Source organism: Sulfurivermis fontis (genome assembly GCF_004001245.1).
GTDB classification, from domain to species: Bacteria; Pseudomonadota; Gammaproteobacteria; order Thiohalomonadales; family Thiohalomonadaceae; genus Sulfurivermis; species Sulfurivermis fontis.
In genome coordinates, this window is record NZ_AP018724.1 from 1,224,838 (window position 1) to 1,241,262 (window position 16,425).

21 protein-coding genes and 1 pseudogene are annotated in these 16,425 nt (G+C 66.7%); 12 read left to right on the top strand and 10 right to left on the bottom strand.

Features of this window, described 5'->3' with window-relative positions; all coding sequences use genetic code 11:
* Nucleotides 1–3 precede the first annotated feature (3 nt).
* Entirely contained in the window at nt 4–999 is a 996-nt protein-coding gene (locus EP379_RS06325) for a 2Fe-2S iron-sulfur cluster-binding protein (RefSeq protein ID WP_172600396.1), read from the top strand.
* Nucleotides 996–1,721 (top strand): DUF4197 domain-containing protein, encoded by a 726-nt coding sequence (locus tag EP379_RS06330; RefSeq protein WP_172600397.1) that lies wholly within the window; start codon nt 996–998, stop codon nt 1,719–1,721. The genes EP379_RS06325 and EP379_RS06330 overlap by 4 nt, the downstream gene beginning before the upstream one ends.
* Before the next feature lie 22 nt (nt 1,722–1,743).
* On the opposite strand, the pseudogene EP379_RS16995 reads toward EP379_RS06330, so the two are convergent.
* The 8 genes and pseudogenes from EP379_RS16995 to EP379_RS06370 all read right to left on the bottom strand — a co-directional run bounded on the left by EP379_RS16995 (nt 1,744) and on the right by EP379_RS06370 (nt 8,088).
* A pseudogene (locus EP379_RS16995) lies at nt 1,744–2,129 on the bottom strand (type II toxin-antitoxin system VapC family toxin).
* Entirely contained in the window at nt 2,126–2,359 is a 234-nt protein-coding gene (locus tag EP379_RS06340; RefSeq protein WP_127476977.1) for a type II toxin-antitoxin system Phd/YefM family antitoxin, read from the bottom strand. Before EP379_RS06340 ends, EP379_RS16995 begins: the two are co-directional and overlap by 4 nt.
* 52 nt (nt 2,360–2,411) lie before the next feature.
* Nucleotides 2,412–2,708, bottom strand: a complete 297-nt coding sequence (locus tag EP379_RS06345; protein ID WP_127476980.1) for a Na+/H+ antiporter subunit G — start codon at nt 2,706–2,708, stop codon at nt 2,412–2,414.
* An 11-nt stretch (nt 2,709–2,719) separates the two neighbouring features.
* Nucleotides 2,720–2,989, bottom strand: a complete 270-nt coding sequence (locus EP379_RS06350; RefSeq protein ID WP_127476983.1) for a K+/H+ antiporter subunit F — start codon at nt 2,987–2,989, stop codon at nt 2,720–2,722.
* Nucleotides 2,983–3,474, bottom strand: a complete 492-nt coding sequence (locus EP379_RS06355; RefSeq protein WP_127476985.1) for a Na+/H+ antiporter subunit E — start codon at nt 3,472–3,474, stop codon at nt 2,983–2,985. The genes EP379_RS06350 and EP379_RS06355 overlap by 7 nt, the downstream gene beginning before the upstream one ends.
* Nucleotides 3,471–4,961, bottom strand: coding sequence for a monovalent cation/H+ antiporter subunit D (locus tag EP379_RS06360; RefSeq protein WP_127476988.1), 1,491 nt, complete (start codon nt 4,959–4,961; stop codon nt 3,471–3,473). The genes EP379_RS06355 and EP379_RS06360 overlap by 4 nt, the downstream gene beginning before the upstream one ends.
* Nucleotides 4,958–5,287 carry a Na+/H+ antiporter subunit C gene (locus EP379_RS06365; protein WP_127478852.1) on the bottom strand — a complete coding sequence of 110 codons (330 nt, stop codon included), beginning with the start codon at nt 5,285–5,287 and terminating at the stop codon, nt 4,958–4,960. Before EP379_RS06365 ends, EP379_RS06360 begins: the two co-directional genes overlap by 4 nt.
* Complete coding sequence (locus EP379_RS06370) at nt 5,287–8,088, bottom strand: monovalent cation/H+ antiporter subunit A (protein ID WP_127476991.1); 2,802 nt, start codon at nt 8,086–8,088, stop codon at nt 5,287–5,289. The genes EP379_RS06365 and EP379_RS06370 overlap by 1 nt, the downstream gene beginning before the upstream one ends.
* Nucleotides 8,089–8,285: 197 nt before the next feature.
* Between EP379_RS06370 and EP379_RS06375 the strand changes: the two genes are divergently transcribed.
* The 10 genes from EP379_RS06375 to ccmI all read left to right on the top strand — a co-directional run bounded on the left by EP379_RS06375 (nt 8,286) and on the right by ccmI (nt 15,449).
* Nucleotides 8,286–8,522: an HP1242/YdcH family protein gene (locus EP379_RS06375; RefSeq protein WP_127476993.1), complete on the top strand. Its 237-nt coding sequence runs from the start codon at nt 8,286–8,288 to the stop codon at nt 8,520–8,522.
* Nucleotides 8,523–8,540: 18 nt separating this feature from the next.
* On the top strand, nt 8,541–9,173 hold the full coding sequence (gene ccmA, locus EP379_RS06380) for a cytochrome c biogenesis heme-transporting ATPase CcmA (RefSeq protein WP_127476995.1): 633 nt from the start codon (nt 8,541–8,543) through the stop codon (nt 9,171–9,173).
* Nucleotides 9,170–9,844, top strand: coding sequence for a heme exporter protein CcmB (gene ccmB, locus EP379_RS06385; RefSeq protein ID WP_127476998.1), 675 nt, complete (start codon nt 9,170–9,172; stop codon nt 9,842–9,844). Before ccmA ends, ccmB begins: the two co-directional genes overlap by 4 nt.
* 10 nt (nt 9,845–9,854) lie before the next feature.
* Nucleotides 9,855–10,610, top strand: a complete 756-nt coding sequence (locus EP379_RS06390; protein ID WP_127477001.1) for a heme ABC transporter permease — start codon at nt 9,855–9,857, stop codon at nt 10,608–10,610.
* The gene (ccmD, locus tag EP379_RS06395) at nt 10,610–10,789 is read left to right on the top strand and encodes a heme exporter protein CcmD (protein ID WP_127477003.1); all 180 of its coding nucleotides are present in this window, start codon (nt 10,610–10,612) and stop codon (nt 10,787–10,789) included. Before EP379_RS06390 ends, ccmD begins: the two co-directional genes overlap by 1 nt.
* A complete protein-coding gene (ccmE, locus tag EP379_RS06400) occupies nt 10,770–11,231 on the top strand; it encodes a cytochrome c maturation protein CcmE (protein ID WP_127477005.1) in 462 nt (153 codons plus the stop codon). The genes ccmD and ccmE overlap by 20 nt, the downstream gene beginning before the upstream one ends.
* 63 nt (nt 11,232–11,294) lie before the next feature.
* On the top strand, nt 11,295–13,271 hold the full coding sequence (locus tag EP379_RS06405) for a heme lyase CcmF/NrfE family subunit (RefSeq protein ID WP_127477008.1): 1,977 nt from the start codon (nt 11,295–11,297) through the stop codon (nt 13,269–13,271).
* Nucleotides 13,268–13,807, top strand: coding sequence for a DsbE family thiol:disulfide interchange protein (locus EP379_RS06410; protein ID WP_127477010.1), 540 nt, complete (start codon nt 13,268–13,270; stop codon nt 13,805–13,807). The genes EP379_RS06405 and EP379_RS06410 overlap by 4 nt, the downstream gene beginning before the upstream one ends.
* Nucleotides 13,804–14,268: a cytochrome c-type biogenesis protein gene (locus tag EP379_RS06415; protein ID WP_127477013.1), complete on the top strand. Its 465-nt coding sequence runs from the start codon at nt 13,804–13,806 to the stop codon at nt 14,266–14,268. Before EP379_RS06410 ends, EP379_RS06415 begins: the two co-directional genes overlap by 4 nt.
* Nucleotides 14,265–15,449, top strand: coding sequence for a c-type cytochrome biogenesis protein CcmI (ccmI, locus tag EP379_RS06420; RefSeq protein ID WP_127477015.1), 1,185 nt, complete (start codon nt 14,265–14,267; stop codon nt 15,447–15,449). Before EP379_RS06415 ends, ccmI begins: the two co-directional genes overlap by 4 nt.
* Nucleotides 15,450–15,534: 85 nt before the next feature.
* On the opposite strand, the gene EP379_RS06425 is transcribed toward ccmI, so the two are convergent.
* Both EP379_RS06425 and EP379_RS06430 read right to left on the bottom strand, forming a co-directional pair.
* Complete coding sequence (locus EP379_RS06425) at nt 15,535–15,720, bottom strand: hypothetical protein (RefSeq protein ID WP_127477017.1); 186 nt, start codon at nt 15,718–15,720, stop codon at nt 15,535–15,537.
* 196 nt (nt 15,721–15,916) lie between these two features.
* The gene (locus EP379_RS06430; RefSeq protein WP_127477018.1) at nt 15,917–16,423 is read right to left on the bottom strand and encodes an NADH-quinone oxidoreductase subunit B family protein; all 507 of its coding nucleotides are present in this window, start codon (nt 16,421–16,423) and stop codon (nt 15,917–15,919) included.
* Between the last annotated feature and the right edge of the window lie 2 nt (nt 16,424–16,425).

A 16,425-nucleotide genomic window follows, 5' to 3' on the forward strand; every position in this document is an offset into this window, starting at 1 on the left:
GCCATGACGCATCGTATCCGCCTGCTCCCCAGTGGTCGTGAGTTCGAGGCCGAGGCACAGGAGACGCTGTTGGATGCGGCCCTGCGCAATGGTGTGAACATCCCCTACAATTGCAGCGGGGGCAGTTGCGGCGTGTGCAAGGCGCGCCTGATCTCCGGTCGTGTCGAACATCCCCGCTTTCATGATTATGTTCTCAGCGAGGCCGACAAGGTGCAAGGGCAGTTACTGCTGTGCAGCGTCAGCGCCGGCAGCGATCTGGTGCTGGAGGTCAACGAGATCGGCGATGCCGCACAGATTCCTCTGCAACAGGTGAGCACCCGCGTGGCACATATCGAACGCGTGGGGGAACATTATGTGATTCTCACTCTGCGCACACCGCGCAGCCAGACCTTGCAGTTCCTCGCCGGCCAGCATGTCGAGCTGCGCCTCGGTAATGGCATGAGTTGTGACGCCGCCATCGCCAGCTGCCCCTGCAATGGTATGCTGCTGCAGTTCCATCTGGCGCAGCGCATCGACGAAGATTTTCCGCGCCACGTTTTTCAGAAGTTGCGCGCCAATGACATAGTGCAGGTCACCGGGCCGTTCGGCAGCTTCACGCTGGATGAGGACTCGCACCGCCCTATCGTCATGGTGGCTCAGGATACCGGGTTTGCGCCGCTCAAAAGCCTGATCGAGCATGCCCTGGCACTCGAACTGTCGCAGCCGATCACCTTGTTCTGGGTCAGCGCCCATGATGATGGTTTTTATCTGGCCAATCTGTGCCGCTCCTGGGTGGACGCACTGGATAACTTCAGCTATCAGCCGCTGTATTTGGAAGGCGGTGGCGAGACCGTTACCGCCGAGGTCATCGCCGGGAGCATCGCGGCGGTGGGGCAGTGTGATTTTTATCTGGCTACCGGTTCGGCGTTACGTGAGGGGCTGCTCAGGTCGCTCACGGCGCACGGCGCGGTGGCGGATCGGATATTTGCCATGGAGAAACGTCAATGTGGAATGCGATGAAGTTTACTGTAATGCTGTGCGTGGTACTGGTGGCTGCCGGCTGCACCAACCGGGATGACTGGTCGCGGCGCATCAGCGATGCCGCTGCCGGTGTGGCGGGCCAGGGTAAGCTGGGCGAGGCCGAGATTGTCGCAGGTCTGAAAGAGGCGTTGCAGATAGGGACGCAGCGGGCGGTGGAACTATTGGGCAAGAAGGGTGGCTATCTCGACGACCTGCAGGTGCGCATCCCCTTGCCGGAGTCGCTGCGCAAGGTGGAGCGGACACTGCGTGATTTCGGACAGGACAAGGTGGTGGATGACTTTATCGGCACCTTGAATCGCGCGGCAGAGCGCGCGGCGCCGGAGGCGGTGGATATCTTCGTCGATATCATCAGCAGCATGACGCTGGAGGACGCACGCAATATTCTTCATGGCCCGGATGATGCCGCCACGCAGTTCTTCCGTCAGCGCTCCGAGATGCGGCTGAGCAAGAAATTCCGGCCGGTGATTGAGCAGGCCACCGCCAAGGTGGGCGTCACCTCGGCCTACAAGGACATGCTGCGCCGCGCCGGGCCGCTGGCCTCGCTCATCGACAAGGAGGCGCAGGATCTCGACGGCTATATCACCTCCCGTGCCCTCGATGGTCTGTTCCTCAAGCTGGCGGCGGAGGAGAAGCTGATTCGTGAAAATCCGGCGGCACGCACCACCGAGCTTTTGCGCAAGGTGTTCGGCAGCAAGGGGTAGAGAGCGGATCCAAGAGCTTCCCTTACCAAAGTGTCTGTGTGCCGAAGGCCGCGAAGGCAGGATCGCGCGTTATCAGAACCAGGCCCTCGATTTCACTCTGTGCGGCCAGCATGCGATCAAAGGGGGCGCGATGGGCAAGGTCGTAAGAACCTGTGCGCAGGCTGTGCAGGTGAGTCATGGGCAGATGGATAAAGCCGTCTTGTTCCACCAGTTCCGCGTAGCGCGCGGTTGCTGGGGGACTTCGTTCAGTTTGCCCAGCCTTTGCTTGGCGGCGATTTCCCAGGCACTCGCCGCGCTGGCAAATATCTCGTTGCCCATGTCGGTGATGGCTTGCCGGGCCGTTGCCGAAAGGTGCGGGTCGTCGGTGAACCACCACTGCAGGGTGTGGGTGTCGAGCAGGAGCTTCATTGCCCTTCCCAGGACTGCAGTTCATCTTCGGGAAGCGACTCGCAGAACGCATCTCCGACTCTTCCGGCGAGGCGCCCGGGCCGGCGCTGCGCGGGAGGGGCAGCCAGGGGAACCAGGCGGGCATAAGGTTTGCCTGCCTTGGCGAGGATGATCTCCTGCCCCGCGTGGGCCTGTTCCAGCAGTTTCGAGAAGTGGGTTTTGGCTTCGTGTACGTTGACGATGGTGGCCATCGCTCGCCTCCATGTGGACTAAGTCTATGGGAGGGGAGCGGGTCGAGCAAGTTCAGGATTTGTTGTCCCCGCGCAGGTGCAGCATGGTGCGGGCGATGAGGTAGGCGCTGATCGGCGCGGTGATGAACAGGAACAGGGTGATCAGCAGTTCGTGCAGGCTGAGGCCGTCGCCGCGGCTGGAGAAGTGCAGCACCGAGGCGATGAGGATGCCGCCGACACCGAGGGTGGTGGCCTTGGTGGGGCCGTGCAGGCGCATGAACAGGTCGGGCAGGCGGGCGAGGCCGATGGAGCCGATGAGGGCGAAGGCGCCGCCGATGAACAGGAACAGGGCGATGAGGATGTCCAGCATGGTCTTGACCCCTATTCGATGATGTCGCCGCGCAGCAGGTATTTGCACAGCGCCACCGTGCCGACGAAGCCCATCATGGCGATGAGCAGGGCCGCCTCGAAGAAGGCGGTGAGGTCGAGGTGGATGCCGAACAGTACCAGCAGGGCGATGGTGTTGATGTACATGGTGTCCAGCGCCAGGATGCGGTCGGGTGTGCTCGGACCGCGCAGCAGGCGCCAGAAGTTGAGCAGCAGGGCGGCGGCGATACAGATGAAGGCGAAGGTGATGGCGGCGCTCAGCATGATTCGAATATCTCCCGCAGCGGCTGTTCATAACGCTGCTTGATGTGGGCGATGACCGCGGCTTCGCTCTCGACATCCAGCGCGTGGATCAGCAGGGTCTTGCGATCCGGGCTCAGGTCGGACGACACGGTGCCCGGCGTCAGCGAGATGGTGCTGGCCAGCACGCTGATGGCGAATTCATTGTGCAGGTCCAGCGGCAGGTGGATGAAGGCCGGGCGCAGTTTGCGCGTCGGGCCGAGGATCAGACGCGCCACGGTGAGGTTGGCGAGGCCGATGTCCCACAGCAGCGTGGCGATGTAGCGCAGCAGCTTCCATGGGCTGTGGATGCGCGGCCGGTCGGGCCAGAAGCGCTGCGTCAGCAGCGGCAGGGCGACGGCGAGGAGGGTGCCGAGCACTACCTGGCCCGCTGCCACGGTGTTCACGAGCAGCAGCCAGACCACCAGCAGGAACAGGCTGAACAGGGGTTGCGGCAGCAGGCGGTTCATGGTTGGACTCCCAACACGGCGTTGATGTACTGCTGCGGCGCCAGCAGTTGCGCCGCGGTCGCCTCGGTATAGCGGATGAGGGGCGCGGCAAACACGGTCATGGCGATGCTCATCGCCAGCAGCACGGCAGCGGGGGCGAGGTGTGTCAGGGGCGCCTGTCCGGCGACGGCCCGATCGCCTGCGGTCTTCCAGAAGATGCGGCTGCCGACGCGGCTCAGGGCGATGAGGCCCGCCAGACTGCCGATGAGCACGATACTCCACAACCAGCCCGCCTGGGCCGGGGCCACCGCTTGCAGCAGCAGCAGCTTGCCGAGGAAGCCGGACAAGGGCGGCAGGCCGGCGGCGGCCACGGCGCCGAGGAAGAACAGCACGCCGAGGCGGGTGGGCTGGGCCAGCGGCGGGCCGAGTACGAAATGGTCCCCATGGACGCCGCGCTGGCGCGCGATGAGGTCGGCCAGCAGGAACAGGCCGGCGCTGACCAGGGTGGTGTGCGGCAGGTAGTACAGCGCCGCGCCGATGCCGCCGCTGTTGAACAGGCCGATACCGGCCAGCAGGGTGCCCACCGATACCACCACCAGATAGGCGATGAGGACACGCAGGCGCTGGCTGCCCAGCACGCCCACCGCACCCGCCGCCAGGGTGAGCAGGGCAAGGGGCAGCAGCCACGCGCCCACGTCGCTGATAGCGCCGTTGGCCGGGAAGATCAGGGTGTAGCTGCGCAGGATGGCGTAGACGCCCACCTTGGTCATGATGGCGAACAGTGCCGCCACCGGCGCGGTGGCATGGCCGTACAGCGCCGGCAGCCACAGGTGCAGGGGCAGCAGTGCCGCCTTGAGGCCGAATACGGCGAGCAACAGCAGGGCGGCGGCACGCAACAGGCCGGCGTTCTCCAGCGGCGCGGCGGCGACCTTCACCGCCAGGTCGGCCATGTTCAGGGTGCCGGTGACGGCATACAGCGTGCCGACGGCGATGAGGAACAGGGCGGAGCCGATGAGGTTCAGCACCACGTAGTGCAGGCCGGCGCGGGTGCGCTCCGGGCCGCCGCCGTGCAGTGCCAGGCCGTAGGAGGCGATGAGCAGGATCTCGAAGAACACGAACAGGTTGAACAGGTCGCCGGTGAGGAAGGCGCCGTTGATGCCGAGCAGCTGCAGCTGGAACAGCACGTGGAAGTCGCGGCCGCGCCTGTCGTCGCCGTTGACGGCGTGGAGCAGGACCAGCAGTGCCAGCACGGCGGTGAGCAGCAGCATCAGCGCAGTCAGCCGATCCAGCACCAGCACGATGCCGAACGGCGCCGGCCAGTTGCCGAGCGGGTAGACGCCGAACTCGCCGTTGCCGGCGAAGCACAGCAGCAGCAGGGTGACGGGCAGCAGGCCCGCGGTCGCGCCGACCGAGAGGGCGCGCTGCAGACCCGGACGGGCCACCAGCAGCAGGCTCAGCATGCCCGCCACCAGCGGCAGCACGAGGGGGGCGATGATCCAGTGATTCATCGTTCCTCCCCCTGGCCGTCGACGTGATCGCTGCCCAGTTCGCCGCGGGCGCGCAGCGCGAGGATCACCACGAAGGCGGTCATGCCGAAGCCGATGACGATGGCGGTGAGCACCAGCGCCTGCGGGATGGGATCGGCCACCGGCGCGCTGCCGCCGGCCAGCGGCGGTGCGCCGGTGACCAGGCGGCCGGTGAAGAACAGGAACAGGTTGACGGCATAGGACAGCAGCGACAGGCCGAGCACCACGGGGAAGGTGCGCGCGCGCAGTACCAGATAGACCCCGCAGGTCACCAGCACGGCCAGGGTGAGGGCGGCAACGGCTTCCATCATTCACCCTCCTTGCCGGCCGCACAGCGCTGGGTCAGCTTGCCCAGGTTGGCCAGGATCAGCATCACCACGCCCACCACGGTGAGGTAGACGCCGAGGTCGAACAGCATGGCGGTGGCCAGCTCGAATTCGCCGGCCAGCGGCAGGTGGAAGTGGCCGAAGGCGGAGGTGAGGAACGGGCGGTCGAACAGCCAGCTGCCGGCGCCGGTGGCGGCGGCGATGAGCACGCCGGCGGCGATGATGGGGTGGTATTGCAGGCGCCAGCGCTGCTGGGTCCAGTCGATGCCGCTGGCCATGTATTGCAGGATCAGCGCCACGGCGGTGACCAGGCCGGCAATGAAGCCGCCGCCCGGGGCATTGTGGCCGCGCAGGAACAGGTACACCGACACCAGCAGCGCCAGCGGCAGCAGGAAGCGGGTGAGCTGGGCCAGCACCAGCGGGTAGCGCTCGCCGGACCAGGGGCGGCCGCCCGCATCGGTGGCCGGCATGTCCAGGCGCAGGTTGTTGAGCAGGGCGTAGATGCCGATGGCGGCGATGGCCAGCACGGTGATCTCGCCCAGGGTGTCGAAGCCGCGGAAGTCGACCAGGATGACGTTGACCACGTTGGCACCGCCGCCGCCGCTCAGGCTGTTCTCCACGTAGTAGTTGGCGATGGTCGCATAGGGGCGCGTGAACATGCCCCAGGCGAGCAGGCCCACGCCGCCGCCCACGCCGGCGGCCAGCAGCAGGTCGCGGCCGCGGCGCAGGGGCGAGGACTCGGCCGGCCCCTGCTGCGGCAGGAAGTACAGCGCCAGCAGCAGCAGCACGATGGTCACCACCTCCACCGACAGCTGGGTCAACGCCAGGTCCGGGGCCGACCAGCGCACGAAGGCGAGCGAGACCACCAGGCCCACCACGCTGAGTGCCACCACCGCGGCGAGGCGGCGGCGCTGCCATGCCACTGTCAGGATCGCCGCCGCCATCATCACCAGGGCGCCGAGCAGTGTCAGCGTATCGACCGGCGCCGCCGGGACCGGGCCGCCCAGGGGGGCGCTGCCACCGAGCAGGGGCAGGGCGATGGCGGCCAGGGCGGCGAGCAGCAGCAGGGCGGCATAGCGCTGCTGCGAGCCGTTTTCCAGCGCCCGTGTCACGGCATGGGCGGCATCCATCAGCCAGGTGATGAACTCCCAGAACAGGGCGCGGGCGTCGACCTCGGGGAAGATGCGGTCATGCAGCGCGAACAGTCGGTGGCGCTGGCTGTACAGGGCGATGCCGCCGGCCAGGGCAACGAGGCTCATGGCGAAGGGCAGGGTGAAGCCGTGCCAGATGGCCAGGCTGTATTCGGGCACCAGGCCGTGCAGCACCGCGCCCGCGGCCAGGTCCAGCAGCGGCGCCACGGTGAAGGTCGGCAGGATGCCGACCAGCAGGCACAGGGTGACCAGGATCTCCACCGGGATTTTCATGTAGCGCGGCGGCTCGTGCGGCGGGTATTTGGGCAGGTCGATGGGCTCGCCGTTGAAGAACACGTCGTGGACGAAGCGGGCCGAATAGGCCACGGCGAAGACGCCGGCCAGGGTCGCGGCGGCGGGCAGGACCCAGCTCAGCGAACCCAGCGCCGAGAGGTGCAGGGTTTCGGCGAAGAACATCTCCTTGGACAGGAAGCCGTTCAGCAGCGGCACCCCGGCCATGGCCGAGGCGGCGACCATGGCCAGGGTGGCGGTGTGCGGCATGTATTTCCACAGGCCGTTGATGAGGCGCATGTCGCGGGTGCCGGTTTCGTGGTCGATGATACCGGCGGCCATGAACAGCGAGGCCTTGAAGGTGGCGTGGTTGATGATGTGGAACACGCCGGCCACGGCGGCCAGCGGCGTGTCGATGCCGAACAGCAGGGTGATGAGGCCCAGGTGGCTGATGGTGGAGTAGGCCAGCAGACCCTTGAGGTCGTGCTGGAACAGGGCGGTGTAGGCCGCGAACAGCAGGGTGGCGAGGCCGATGCCGCCCACCAGGAAGAACCAGGGGTCGGTGCCGGAGAGGGCCGGGTAGAGGCGGGCCAGCAGGAACACGCCGGCCTTCACCATGGTGGCCGAGTGCAGATAGGCGCTGACCGGGGTGGGGGCCGCCATGGCGTGGGGCAGCCAGAAGTGGAACGGGAACTGCGCCGACTTGGTGAAGGCGCCGAGCAGGATCAGCAGCAGCGTCGGCAGGTAGAGCGGGTGGGCGCGGATCAGGTCGCCTGCATCGAGGACGTCGACGATGCGGTAGCTGCCGACGATGTGTCCCAGCAGCAGGAAGCCGGCGAGCAGGGCGAGGCCGCCGGCGCCGGTGATGGCCAGGGCCATGCGCGCGCCGCGGCGCGCGTCGGAACGGTGGTGCCAGTAGCTGATGAGCAGGAAGGAACTGAGCGAGGTCAGCTCCCAGAATACCAGTAGTTGCAGCAGGTGGTCGGACAGGGCGATGCCGAGCATGGCGCCCATGAACAGGAGCAGCAGGCCGAAGAAGCGGCCCATGGGGTCGCGCTCGGCCAGGTAGTAGCGGGCATACAGAATCACCAGCAGGCCGATGCCGAGGATCAGCAGCACGAACAGGGCGGCCAGGCCGTCCATGCGCAGGTGGATGTCGAGGCCGGCCTGCGGCAGCCAGGCCCAGTGCGCCTCCAGCGGGGTGCCGGCAAATACCGTGGTCAGCGGCTCCAAGGCGAACAGCAGCGCGGCCAGCGTGATGGCGGCGGCGGTCCAGGCGCTGGCGCTGCGGCCGAAGCGGATCGCCAGCGGCGGCAACAGGGCGCCCAGCAGGGGGAGCAGGACGATGAGCAGCAGGTTCATAGTGGTCGCTGTTTATTGTTACCGCACTGTTGTTCCGACATGGCAGCGCCGGCCGCGTTGCCGGGCCGGCGCTGGGAGCGGTGTTATTTTCCCTTCGAACTATAACGACTCTGTCCGAGGGGGGAAACTGCTTGAGTGCGGGATAGACAGTCAGGTAGCCTTGCAGTTCGATTTTCCTTCTCTCGTATGGAGCAGTCATGACCGTTGAGCATCACGATTTGCAGCATGATTTCCCCGAATTCCACGACCGCATCCATGCCCTGAAGACCAGCAACGCGCACTTCGCCCGGTTGTTCGACGAGTATCACGAGGTGGACCGCCAGGTGCGCCGCATCGAACAGGAGATCGAGACGCCGTCCGATGCCGTTACCGAAGAACTGAAGATGCGCCGCGTGAAGCTCAAGGGCGAACTCTACGCCATGCTGCGTGCCTGACAGGTGCGCATTGCCGCCATGTCGGGCGACCGCACTGCAGGACTGAATGTTGCCGGGTTGGCCTGCCGCCGTGCCGGCCGCACCCTGTTTCAGGATGTTTCCTTCACGTTGCAGCCCGGGGCGGTTCTGCAGATCGAGGGGCGCAACGGCTGCGGCAAGACCACGCTGTTGCGCACCCTGTGCGGCCTGACCCGGCCGGCGGCCGGCCGCATCGCGTGGAGCGGCGAGGATATCCGCGACAACTTCGCCGCCTATGCCGCGGAACTCAATTATGTCGGCCACCATGCCGGCATCAAGGAAGAACTGACCCCGCTGGAAAACCTGGCCTTCGCCGCCGCCCTCGGCGGCGGGGCACGGATCAGCCCGGAGCAGGCGCTGGAGCGGATCGGCCTGCCCTTCGAGTGCGAGGATATCCCCTGCCGCAAGCTCTCCGCCGGCCAGCGCCGGCGCGTGGCCCTGGCGCGCCTGCTGCTGGCGCCGGGCCGGTTGTGGATCCTCGATGAACCCTTTACCGCCCTGGACGTGGCCGGCCGCGCGCTGGTGGAGAAGCTGCTGCGCGAGCATGCGGCACGGGGCGGCATGGCGGTGGTGACCTCGCACCACGCCGTCGACCTGGAGGGCAGCGCCGTGCAGACGCTGCATCTGGGATGAGTCTGGCGCGCGCCTGGGGTGCCCTGCTGCGGCGCGACGTGATGCTGGCCTTGCGCCAGCGCGGCCAGCTGGCCAATCCGCTGCTGTTTTTCGTGATGGTGGTGGCGCTGTTTCCCCTCGGCATGAATCCCGATCCTGTGCTGCTGCGTAGCATCGCACCCGGCGTGATCTGGGTCGGCGCGCTGCTGGCGGCGATGCTGGCGCTGGAGTCCATGTTCCGCTCCGACTTCGACGACGGCGCGCTGGAGCAGATGCTGCTGACGCCCCATCCCCTGCCGCTGCTGGTGCTGGCCAAGGTGACGGCGCACTGGCTGGTGACCGGCCTGCCGCTGCTGCTGGTGGCGCCGCTGCTGGCGCTGTTGCTGAATCTCGAGGGCGAGGCCGTGGTCATACTGCTGGCCAGCCTGGCCCTGGGCACGCCGCTGCTCAGTCTCATCGGTGCCATCGGCGTGGCCCTCACCGTAGGCCTGCGCCGCGGCGGCGTGCTGCTGTCGCTGCTGGTCCTGCCACTGTACGTGCCGGTGCTGATCTTCGCCGCCGGTGCCGTGGGCAATGCCCAGGCCGGCATGGCGGTGACCGGCCAGCTCGCCTTCCTCGGCGCCCTGCTGGCGCTGGCGGTGGCCCTGGCGCCGCTGGCGGTGGCGGCGGCATTGCGCATATCACTGGATTGAGGGACATACCATGTGGGCTTGGCTGCATCGACTGGGTTCGCCGAAGCGCTTCTACGGCTGGTCCGGCGCGCTGGCGCGCTGGGCCGGCTGGGGCAGTCTGCTGCTCGGCGCCGCCGGCCTGTATTACGCGCTGTTCGCTTCGCCGCCGGATTATCAGCAGGGGGAGAGCGTGCGCATCATGTACGTGCATGTGCCGGCGGCCTGGCTATCCATGTTCATCTACATGAACATCGCCTTTGCCTCGCTGATCTCGCTGGTGTGGCGCATGAAGGTGGCCGACATGTTCGCGGCGGCCAGCGCCCCTATCGGCGCGTGGTTCACCTTTCTGGCCCTGGTCACCGGCTCGCTGTGGGGCAAGCCGATGTGGGGCACCTGGTGGATCTGGGATGCGCGCCTGACCTCGGAACTTATCCTGCTGTTTCTCTATCTAGGCTATATCGGCCTGCTCGCCGCCATCGAGGAACGCGATACCGCGGCACGCGCGGCGGCGGTATTGGCCCTGGTGGGGGTGGTGAATATCCCCATCATTCACTACTCGGTGGAGTGGTGGAGCACCTTGCATCAGGGGGCGACGGTGACCAAGTTCGAGAAGCCCTCCATTGCCTGGACCATGCTGCGTCCGCTGCTGCTGATGGCCCTGGCATCCACCCTGTTCTACTTCATGGTGGCGCTGCGCCTGGCGCGGGCCGAGCTGCTGCGGCGCGAGGCGGACAGTACCTGGGTGCGCGAACTGGTTGACGGGCATCAAGGCGGAGGAGGCCACTGATGGGCGACTTTCTGCACATGGGGGGGTATGCGTTTTACGTCTGGGCCAGCTATCTGCTCGGCCTGGTGGTGGTGGTGGTGAATCTGTGGCAGCCCCGGCGCGCCGAGCGCGAGGTGTGGCGTCAGCTGAAGCGGCGGCGCCGTAATGAGGAAAGAATGAATGAATCCGAAACGCCGTAACCGGCTGCTGATTATCGCCCTCCTGGTGGCCGGTGTGGGCACGGCCGTGGCGCTGGCGCTGGTGGCGCTGCAAGAGAACGTCAATCTGTTCTACAGCCCGACCGAGGTGGCGCGCGGCGCAGTACCCAAGGGGCAGACCTTCCGCGTCGGCGGCCTGGTGCGCGAGGGCAGCGTGCGGCGCGCAGGGCAGGGCCTCACGGTCAGCTTCGACGTCACCGACGGCCCGCACAGCGTGACCGTGGATTACACCGGCATCCTGCCCGATCTGTTCCGCGAGGGGCAGGGCATCGTGGCGCAGGGCCGCCTCAATCCCGACGGCCGTTTCACCGCCGATCAGGTGCTGGCCAAGCACGACGAAAACTACATGCCGCCGGAAGTGGCCGATGCCCTGATCAAGGCGGAACAGGAAGGCGCGCTGGCCAACCCGCACAGTCCGCAATGAATGTGAGGGCGCAACCTCACGATCTCGCGACAAACAGGTTTCTTACCATAGGCAGCTAACCCGATGCTCCCCGAATTAGGTCATTACGCGCTGATCCTCGCCCTGTGCCTGGCCCTGGTGCAGGGCAGCGTGCCGCTCATCGGCGCGCAGCGCGGCATTAGCAACTGGATGGCCCTGGCGCGACCGCTGGCCTGGGCCCAGTTCGCGGTGCTGCTGTTGTCCTTCGCCATCCTGGCCCATGCCTTCGTCAGCAATGATTTTTCCGTGGCCTATGCCGCGCGCCACTCCAACAGTCTGCTGCCGGCGATCTACCGTTTCTCCGCCGTATGGGGCGGCCATGAAGGCTCGCTGCTGCTGTGGGCGCTGCTGCTGGCCGGCTGGAGCGCGGCGGTGGGCCTGTTCAGCCGGCGTCTGCCGCTGGCGATGGTGGCGCGGGTGCTCGGCGTCATGGGCCTGGTCAGTGTCGGTTTCCTTGCCTTTCTGATTCTCACCTCCAATCCCTTCGGTCGCCTGTGGCCGATCCCTGCCGATGGCCGCGATCTCAACCCGTTGCTGCAGGACCCGGGACTGGTGCTGCACCCGCCCATGCTGTACATGGGGTACGTCGGTTTCTCCGTCGCCTTTGCCTTCGCCATCGCCGCGCTGCTCGGCGGCAAGCTGGACGCCACCTGGGCGCGCTGGTCACGGCCGTGGACCACCGTCGCCTGGGTGTTCATGACCCTCGGCATCGCGCTCGGCTCCTGGTGGGCCTATTACGAACTGGGCTGGGGCGGCTGGTGGTTCTGGGACCCGGTGGAAAACGCCTCCTTCATGCCCTGGCTGGTGGGCACCGCACTGATCCATTCGCTGGCGGTGGCGGAGAAGCGCAGCGCCTTCAAGAATTGGACCGTGCTGCTGGCCATCTTCACCTTCTCCCTGTCGCTGCTCGGCACCTTCCTGGTGCGCTCCGGCGTGCTCACCTCGGTGCACGCCTTTGCCACCGATCCCCAGCGCGGCCTGTTCATCCTGATGCAGCTCGCCGTGGTGGTGGGCGCCTCGCTGCTGGTCTATGCCTGGCGTGCGCCGCAGGTGAAGAGCACCGGCCATTTTGATCTGATCTCGCGCGAAACCATGCTGCTCGGCAACAATGTGCTGCTGGTGGTGGCCACTGCCTCGGTGCTGCTCGGCACGTTGTATCCACTGATCGTCGATGCCCTGGGCGCCGGCAAGATCTCCGTCGGCCCGCCGTACTTCAATACCGTGTTCGTGCCCTTGATGATCCCGCTGGCCTTCATGATCGGTGTCGGCCCGCTGACGCGCTGGAAGGGCGATCAGCTCGGCCGCCTGCAACGGATGGTACGCCTCGCATTGGCGGCAAGCATCGCCGGGGGCGTGCTGCTGCCCTGGTTGCTGTTCCGCTCCTGGGAGCCGATGGTGATCCTGGGTTGTGCACTGGCGGTGTGGATCGCCGCCACTGCCGTGCTCGATCTGCGCAACCGCCTGCACCATGCCTCTTCGCTGGGACAGGGCCTGCGCCGGCAGGGGCGCAGCTTCTGGGGCATGGTACTTGCGCACCTCGGTGTGGCGGTAACCATCGTCGGCATCACCTTCTCCAGTTATTTCAGCCAGGAACACGACGTGCGCCTGGCCCCGGGCGAAACCTACGTCATGGGCGAGCACAGTTTCGTGTTCGAGCAGCTGAGCGAACACGATGGCCCCAACTACACCGCCAGCCGCGCCACCCTGCGCGTGGAGAAGGCCGGTCGCGCGGTCGCCACCCTGCACACCGAGAAGCGCCTCTACACCGTCACCGGCATGCCGATGACCGAGGCGGGCATCGATTGGGGACTGACGCGTGATCTGTACGTGGCCCTGGGCGAGCCGCTGGGTGATGGCGCCTGGGCGGTGCGTCTGTATCACAAACCCTATGTGCGCTGGATCTGGCTCGGTGCGCTGCTGATGGCCTTGGGCGGCCTGCTGGCCGCTGCCGATCGCCGCTACCGGCTGGTGCGGCGCACGGTGCCGCAGACGGCCGCCGCCAGCGTGGAGAATCATGCATGAAGCTGCGTTTCATCCTTCCGCTCGTCATCTTCGCCGCACTGATCGGCCTGTTCGCCGTCGGCCTGCAACTCAATCCGCGCGAAGTGCCGTCGCCGCTCATCGACAAGCCGGCACCGAGCTTCGATCTGCCGCGCGTGGACACGCCGGAGACGCGCATCACGCGCGATGACCTCACCGCGCACAAGGTCAGCCTGTTCAACGTGTGGGCCAGCTGGTGTGTGGCCTGTCGTCAGGAACATCCCTTCCTGATGGAGTTGGCGCGCAACGATGCCGTGCCCATTTATGGGCTCAACTACAAGGACGAGCGCAAGGATGCCCTCGCCTGGCTGGAACGTCATGGCAATCCTTACCGCGCCAGCGGCTTCGATCACGAAGGCCGCGTCGGCATCGACTGGGGCGTGTACGGCGTGCCGGAGACCTTCGTGGTCGATGCCCGGGGGACCATCCGCTACAAGCACATCGGTCCGCTCACGCCGCAGGTGTGGCGCGAGAAACTGGAGCCCATCGTGCGCGAGTTGCAGGGGGCGGCGTCATGAGGTCGCTGTTCGCCATTGCGCTGTTGCTGTTCGCGGTGGCCGCGCAGGCGGCGATCAGCGCCTACAGGTTCGACACGCCGGAACAGGAGGCGCGCTTCAACAAGCTGTCGCAGGAACTGCGCTGCCTGGTGTGCCAGAACCAGAACATCGCCGACTCCAACGCCGGTCTGGCGCTGGACCTGCGCCGGCAGATCCATGAAATGATCCTGGCCGGGAAAAGCGATGCGCAGATCATCGAGTTCATGACCCAGCGTTACGGTGACTTCGTGCTGTACCGGCCGCCGCTGCGCGCCGGCACCCTGCTGCTGTGGGTGGGGCCGTTCGTGCTGCTACTGGTCGGCGGCGTGGCGCTGGCCTGGTTCGTGCGCCGGCGCGTGGCGACGACCAGCGAGACGCCGCTGAGCGAGGAAGAGCAACGGCGGCTGGACGCGCTGGTGCGTGAGCGCGGAGGACGATCATGACCCTGTTTGTATCGCTGGCGCTGCTGCTCACCGTGTTGGTCCTGGTGCCGGTGCTGCTGCCACTGCTGCGTCCGTGCATGGTACGCACGGCCGGGCGCGAGGCGCTCAACGTGGCGCTGTTCCAGGAACGGCGCGACGAGCTGGCGCAGGAACTGGCGGAGGACGCCATCAGTGCCGAGCAATACGAGGCGGCGCGGCTGGAGCTGGAGCGCGATCTGTTGCTCAATGCCGGCGCCGAGGAGCCGGGTGAACAAGGCCCGGCCCGGACATTGGCAGCGATCGTCGGTGTCGGCGTGCCGTTGCTGGCGGCCCTGTTGTACCTGCAACTGGGCGCCCCCGATTTTGTCGATCCGCCGGCCCCTGCGCAGCATCCGGCCGGCAGTGGAATGGACATGGCCGCACTGACGCAGCAGTTGGCCAAACGGCTGGAACAGAGTCCGGGCGACGTGCAGGGCTGGATGCTGCTAGGCCGGTCCCTGGTGATGCAGAAACGTTACCAGGAGGCGGCGGAAACCTATGAGCGCGCCCTGGAACGCGCCGGCGGGCATCCCGACCTGCTGACCGACTATGCCGAGATGCTGGCCCTGCAACAGGGCAGTATGCGCGGCAAGGCGCGCGAACTGGTCGAGCGCGCCCTGCGCCTCGATCCCGATGCCCAGGGCGCGTTGTGGCTGGCCGGTGTCGCGGCCTTCGAGGAGGCTGATTACACCGCCGCTATCAGTCACTGGCAGCAGTTGCAGAAGCAGTTGCCGGAGGAGGGCGATACCGCGGCGCTGCTGCGCGACAACCTCAACGAGGCACGCGCCCGCCTCGGTGAGCCGCAGCCGCTGGCCGAGGCAGCCGCCATGCTGCGCCTGCACATCACCCTCGCTCCGGCCCTGGCGGCCCGGGCGCAACCGGATCAGGTGCTGTTCATCATGGCCCGCCCGCCGGAAGGCGGCATGCCCATCGCCGCCTTGCGGCGCCAGGTGCGCGACCTGCCGCTCAAGATCGTGCTGGACGACAGCGCCGCCCTCGGCGCCGGCCGCTCGCTGGGTGACTTCAAGCGTGTGGAGGTGGTGGCGCGCATCAGCCGCAGCGGCAATGCCGCCGCCGCCAGCGGCGATCTGGAAGGGAGTGTGCTGGTCGATCCGCGCCAGGTGGAGCCGGTGGAGATTTTGATTGGGAAGGTGAGGGAGTAGGGGCGGCGCCCCGACCCAGGCAATTCGCGCGACAGCGTATTTCCCAACAGATGCTGGGTGCGCATGGCGCACCCAGCAGAGCGGTCTAGCGTTTTCCCCGCAGTCGCCGCAGGCGGTTCTCGCAGTCCTTCAATTTCTGATGCAGGGTGGCCGGGCTGAGGTTGCGCAGCGAGCCGCGGTGGCGTGCTGCCTCGGCCAGCATGGCCTTGTAGTAGAGAACTTCGTTGTGCAGGGTTTCTTCCGATGCATCTTCCGGCAGTGCGCTCGGCATGGGAGTCGTCATCACTGGAATCATGGATAAGCCCTCGCTGTTTCTTGCGAACGGCCCAAGACTAGATCAACGGTGTGGGGCTGGGCAGGGATAGACGGCGGGGCATTTGGGATAGGGAGTTGCGATCAAACCTCGAAAGTTGGCCTAACTACCCGTCCGCAATGATTTTTTGAAATTCATCACATTTCGGGGGCTGTCAGGTCTCCTCCAGCACCTGCAACAGCCCCTGCATCAGGGCCAGCGGCGTCGGCGGGCAGCCGGGGATGACCGCATCCACCGGGATGACGTTGCTGACGGCGCCGCGGCTGGCATAGGAGCAGCCGAATTCACCGCCGCAGGCGGCGCAGTCGCCGGCGGCGATCACCAGCCGCGGCGCCGGTGTCGCTTCATACGTGCGCAGCAGGGCGGTTTCCATGTGCACCGACACCGGGCCGGTGACCAGCAGCACATCGGCATGGCGCGGCGAGGCGACGAAGTGCACGCCGTAGCGCTCGATGTCGTAGTAGCCGTTGTTGAGGGCGTGGATCTCCAGCTCGCAGGCGTTGCAGGAACCGGCGTCCACCTGGCGGATGGCGAGGCTGCCCTGGAATTGCCGCGCGATGCCGGCGCGCAGTTGTGCGCCCACCTGCTCCAGCACGACATCGCGCGGCAGGTCTTCGGTGATGAGTCCGGTCTGGCGGATCTTGTTGAGGATTCTCAGCATGG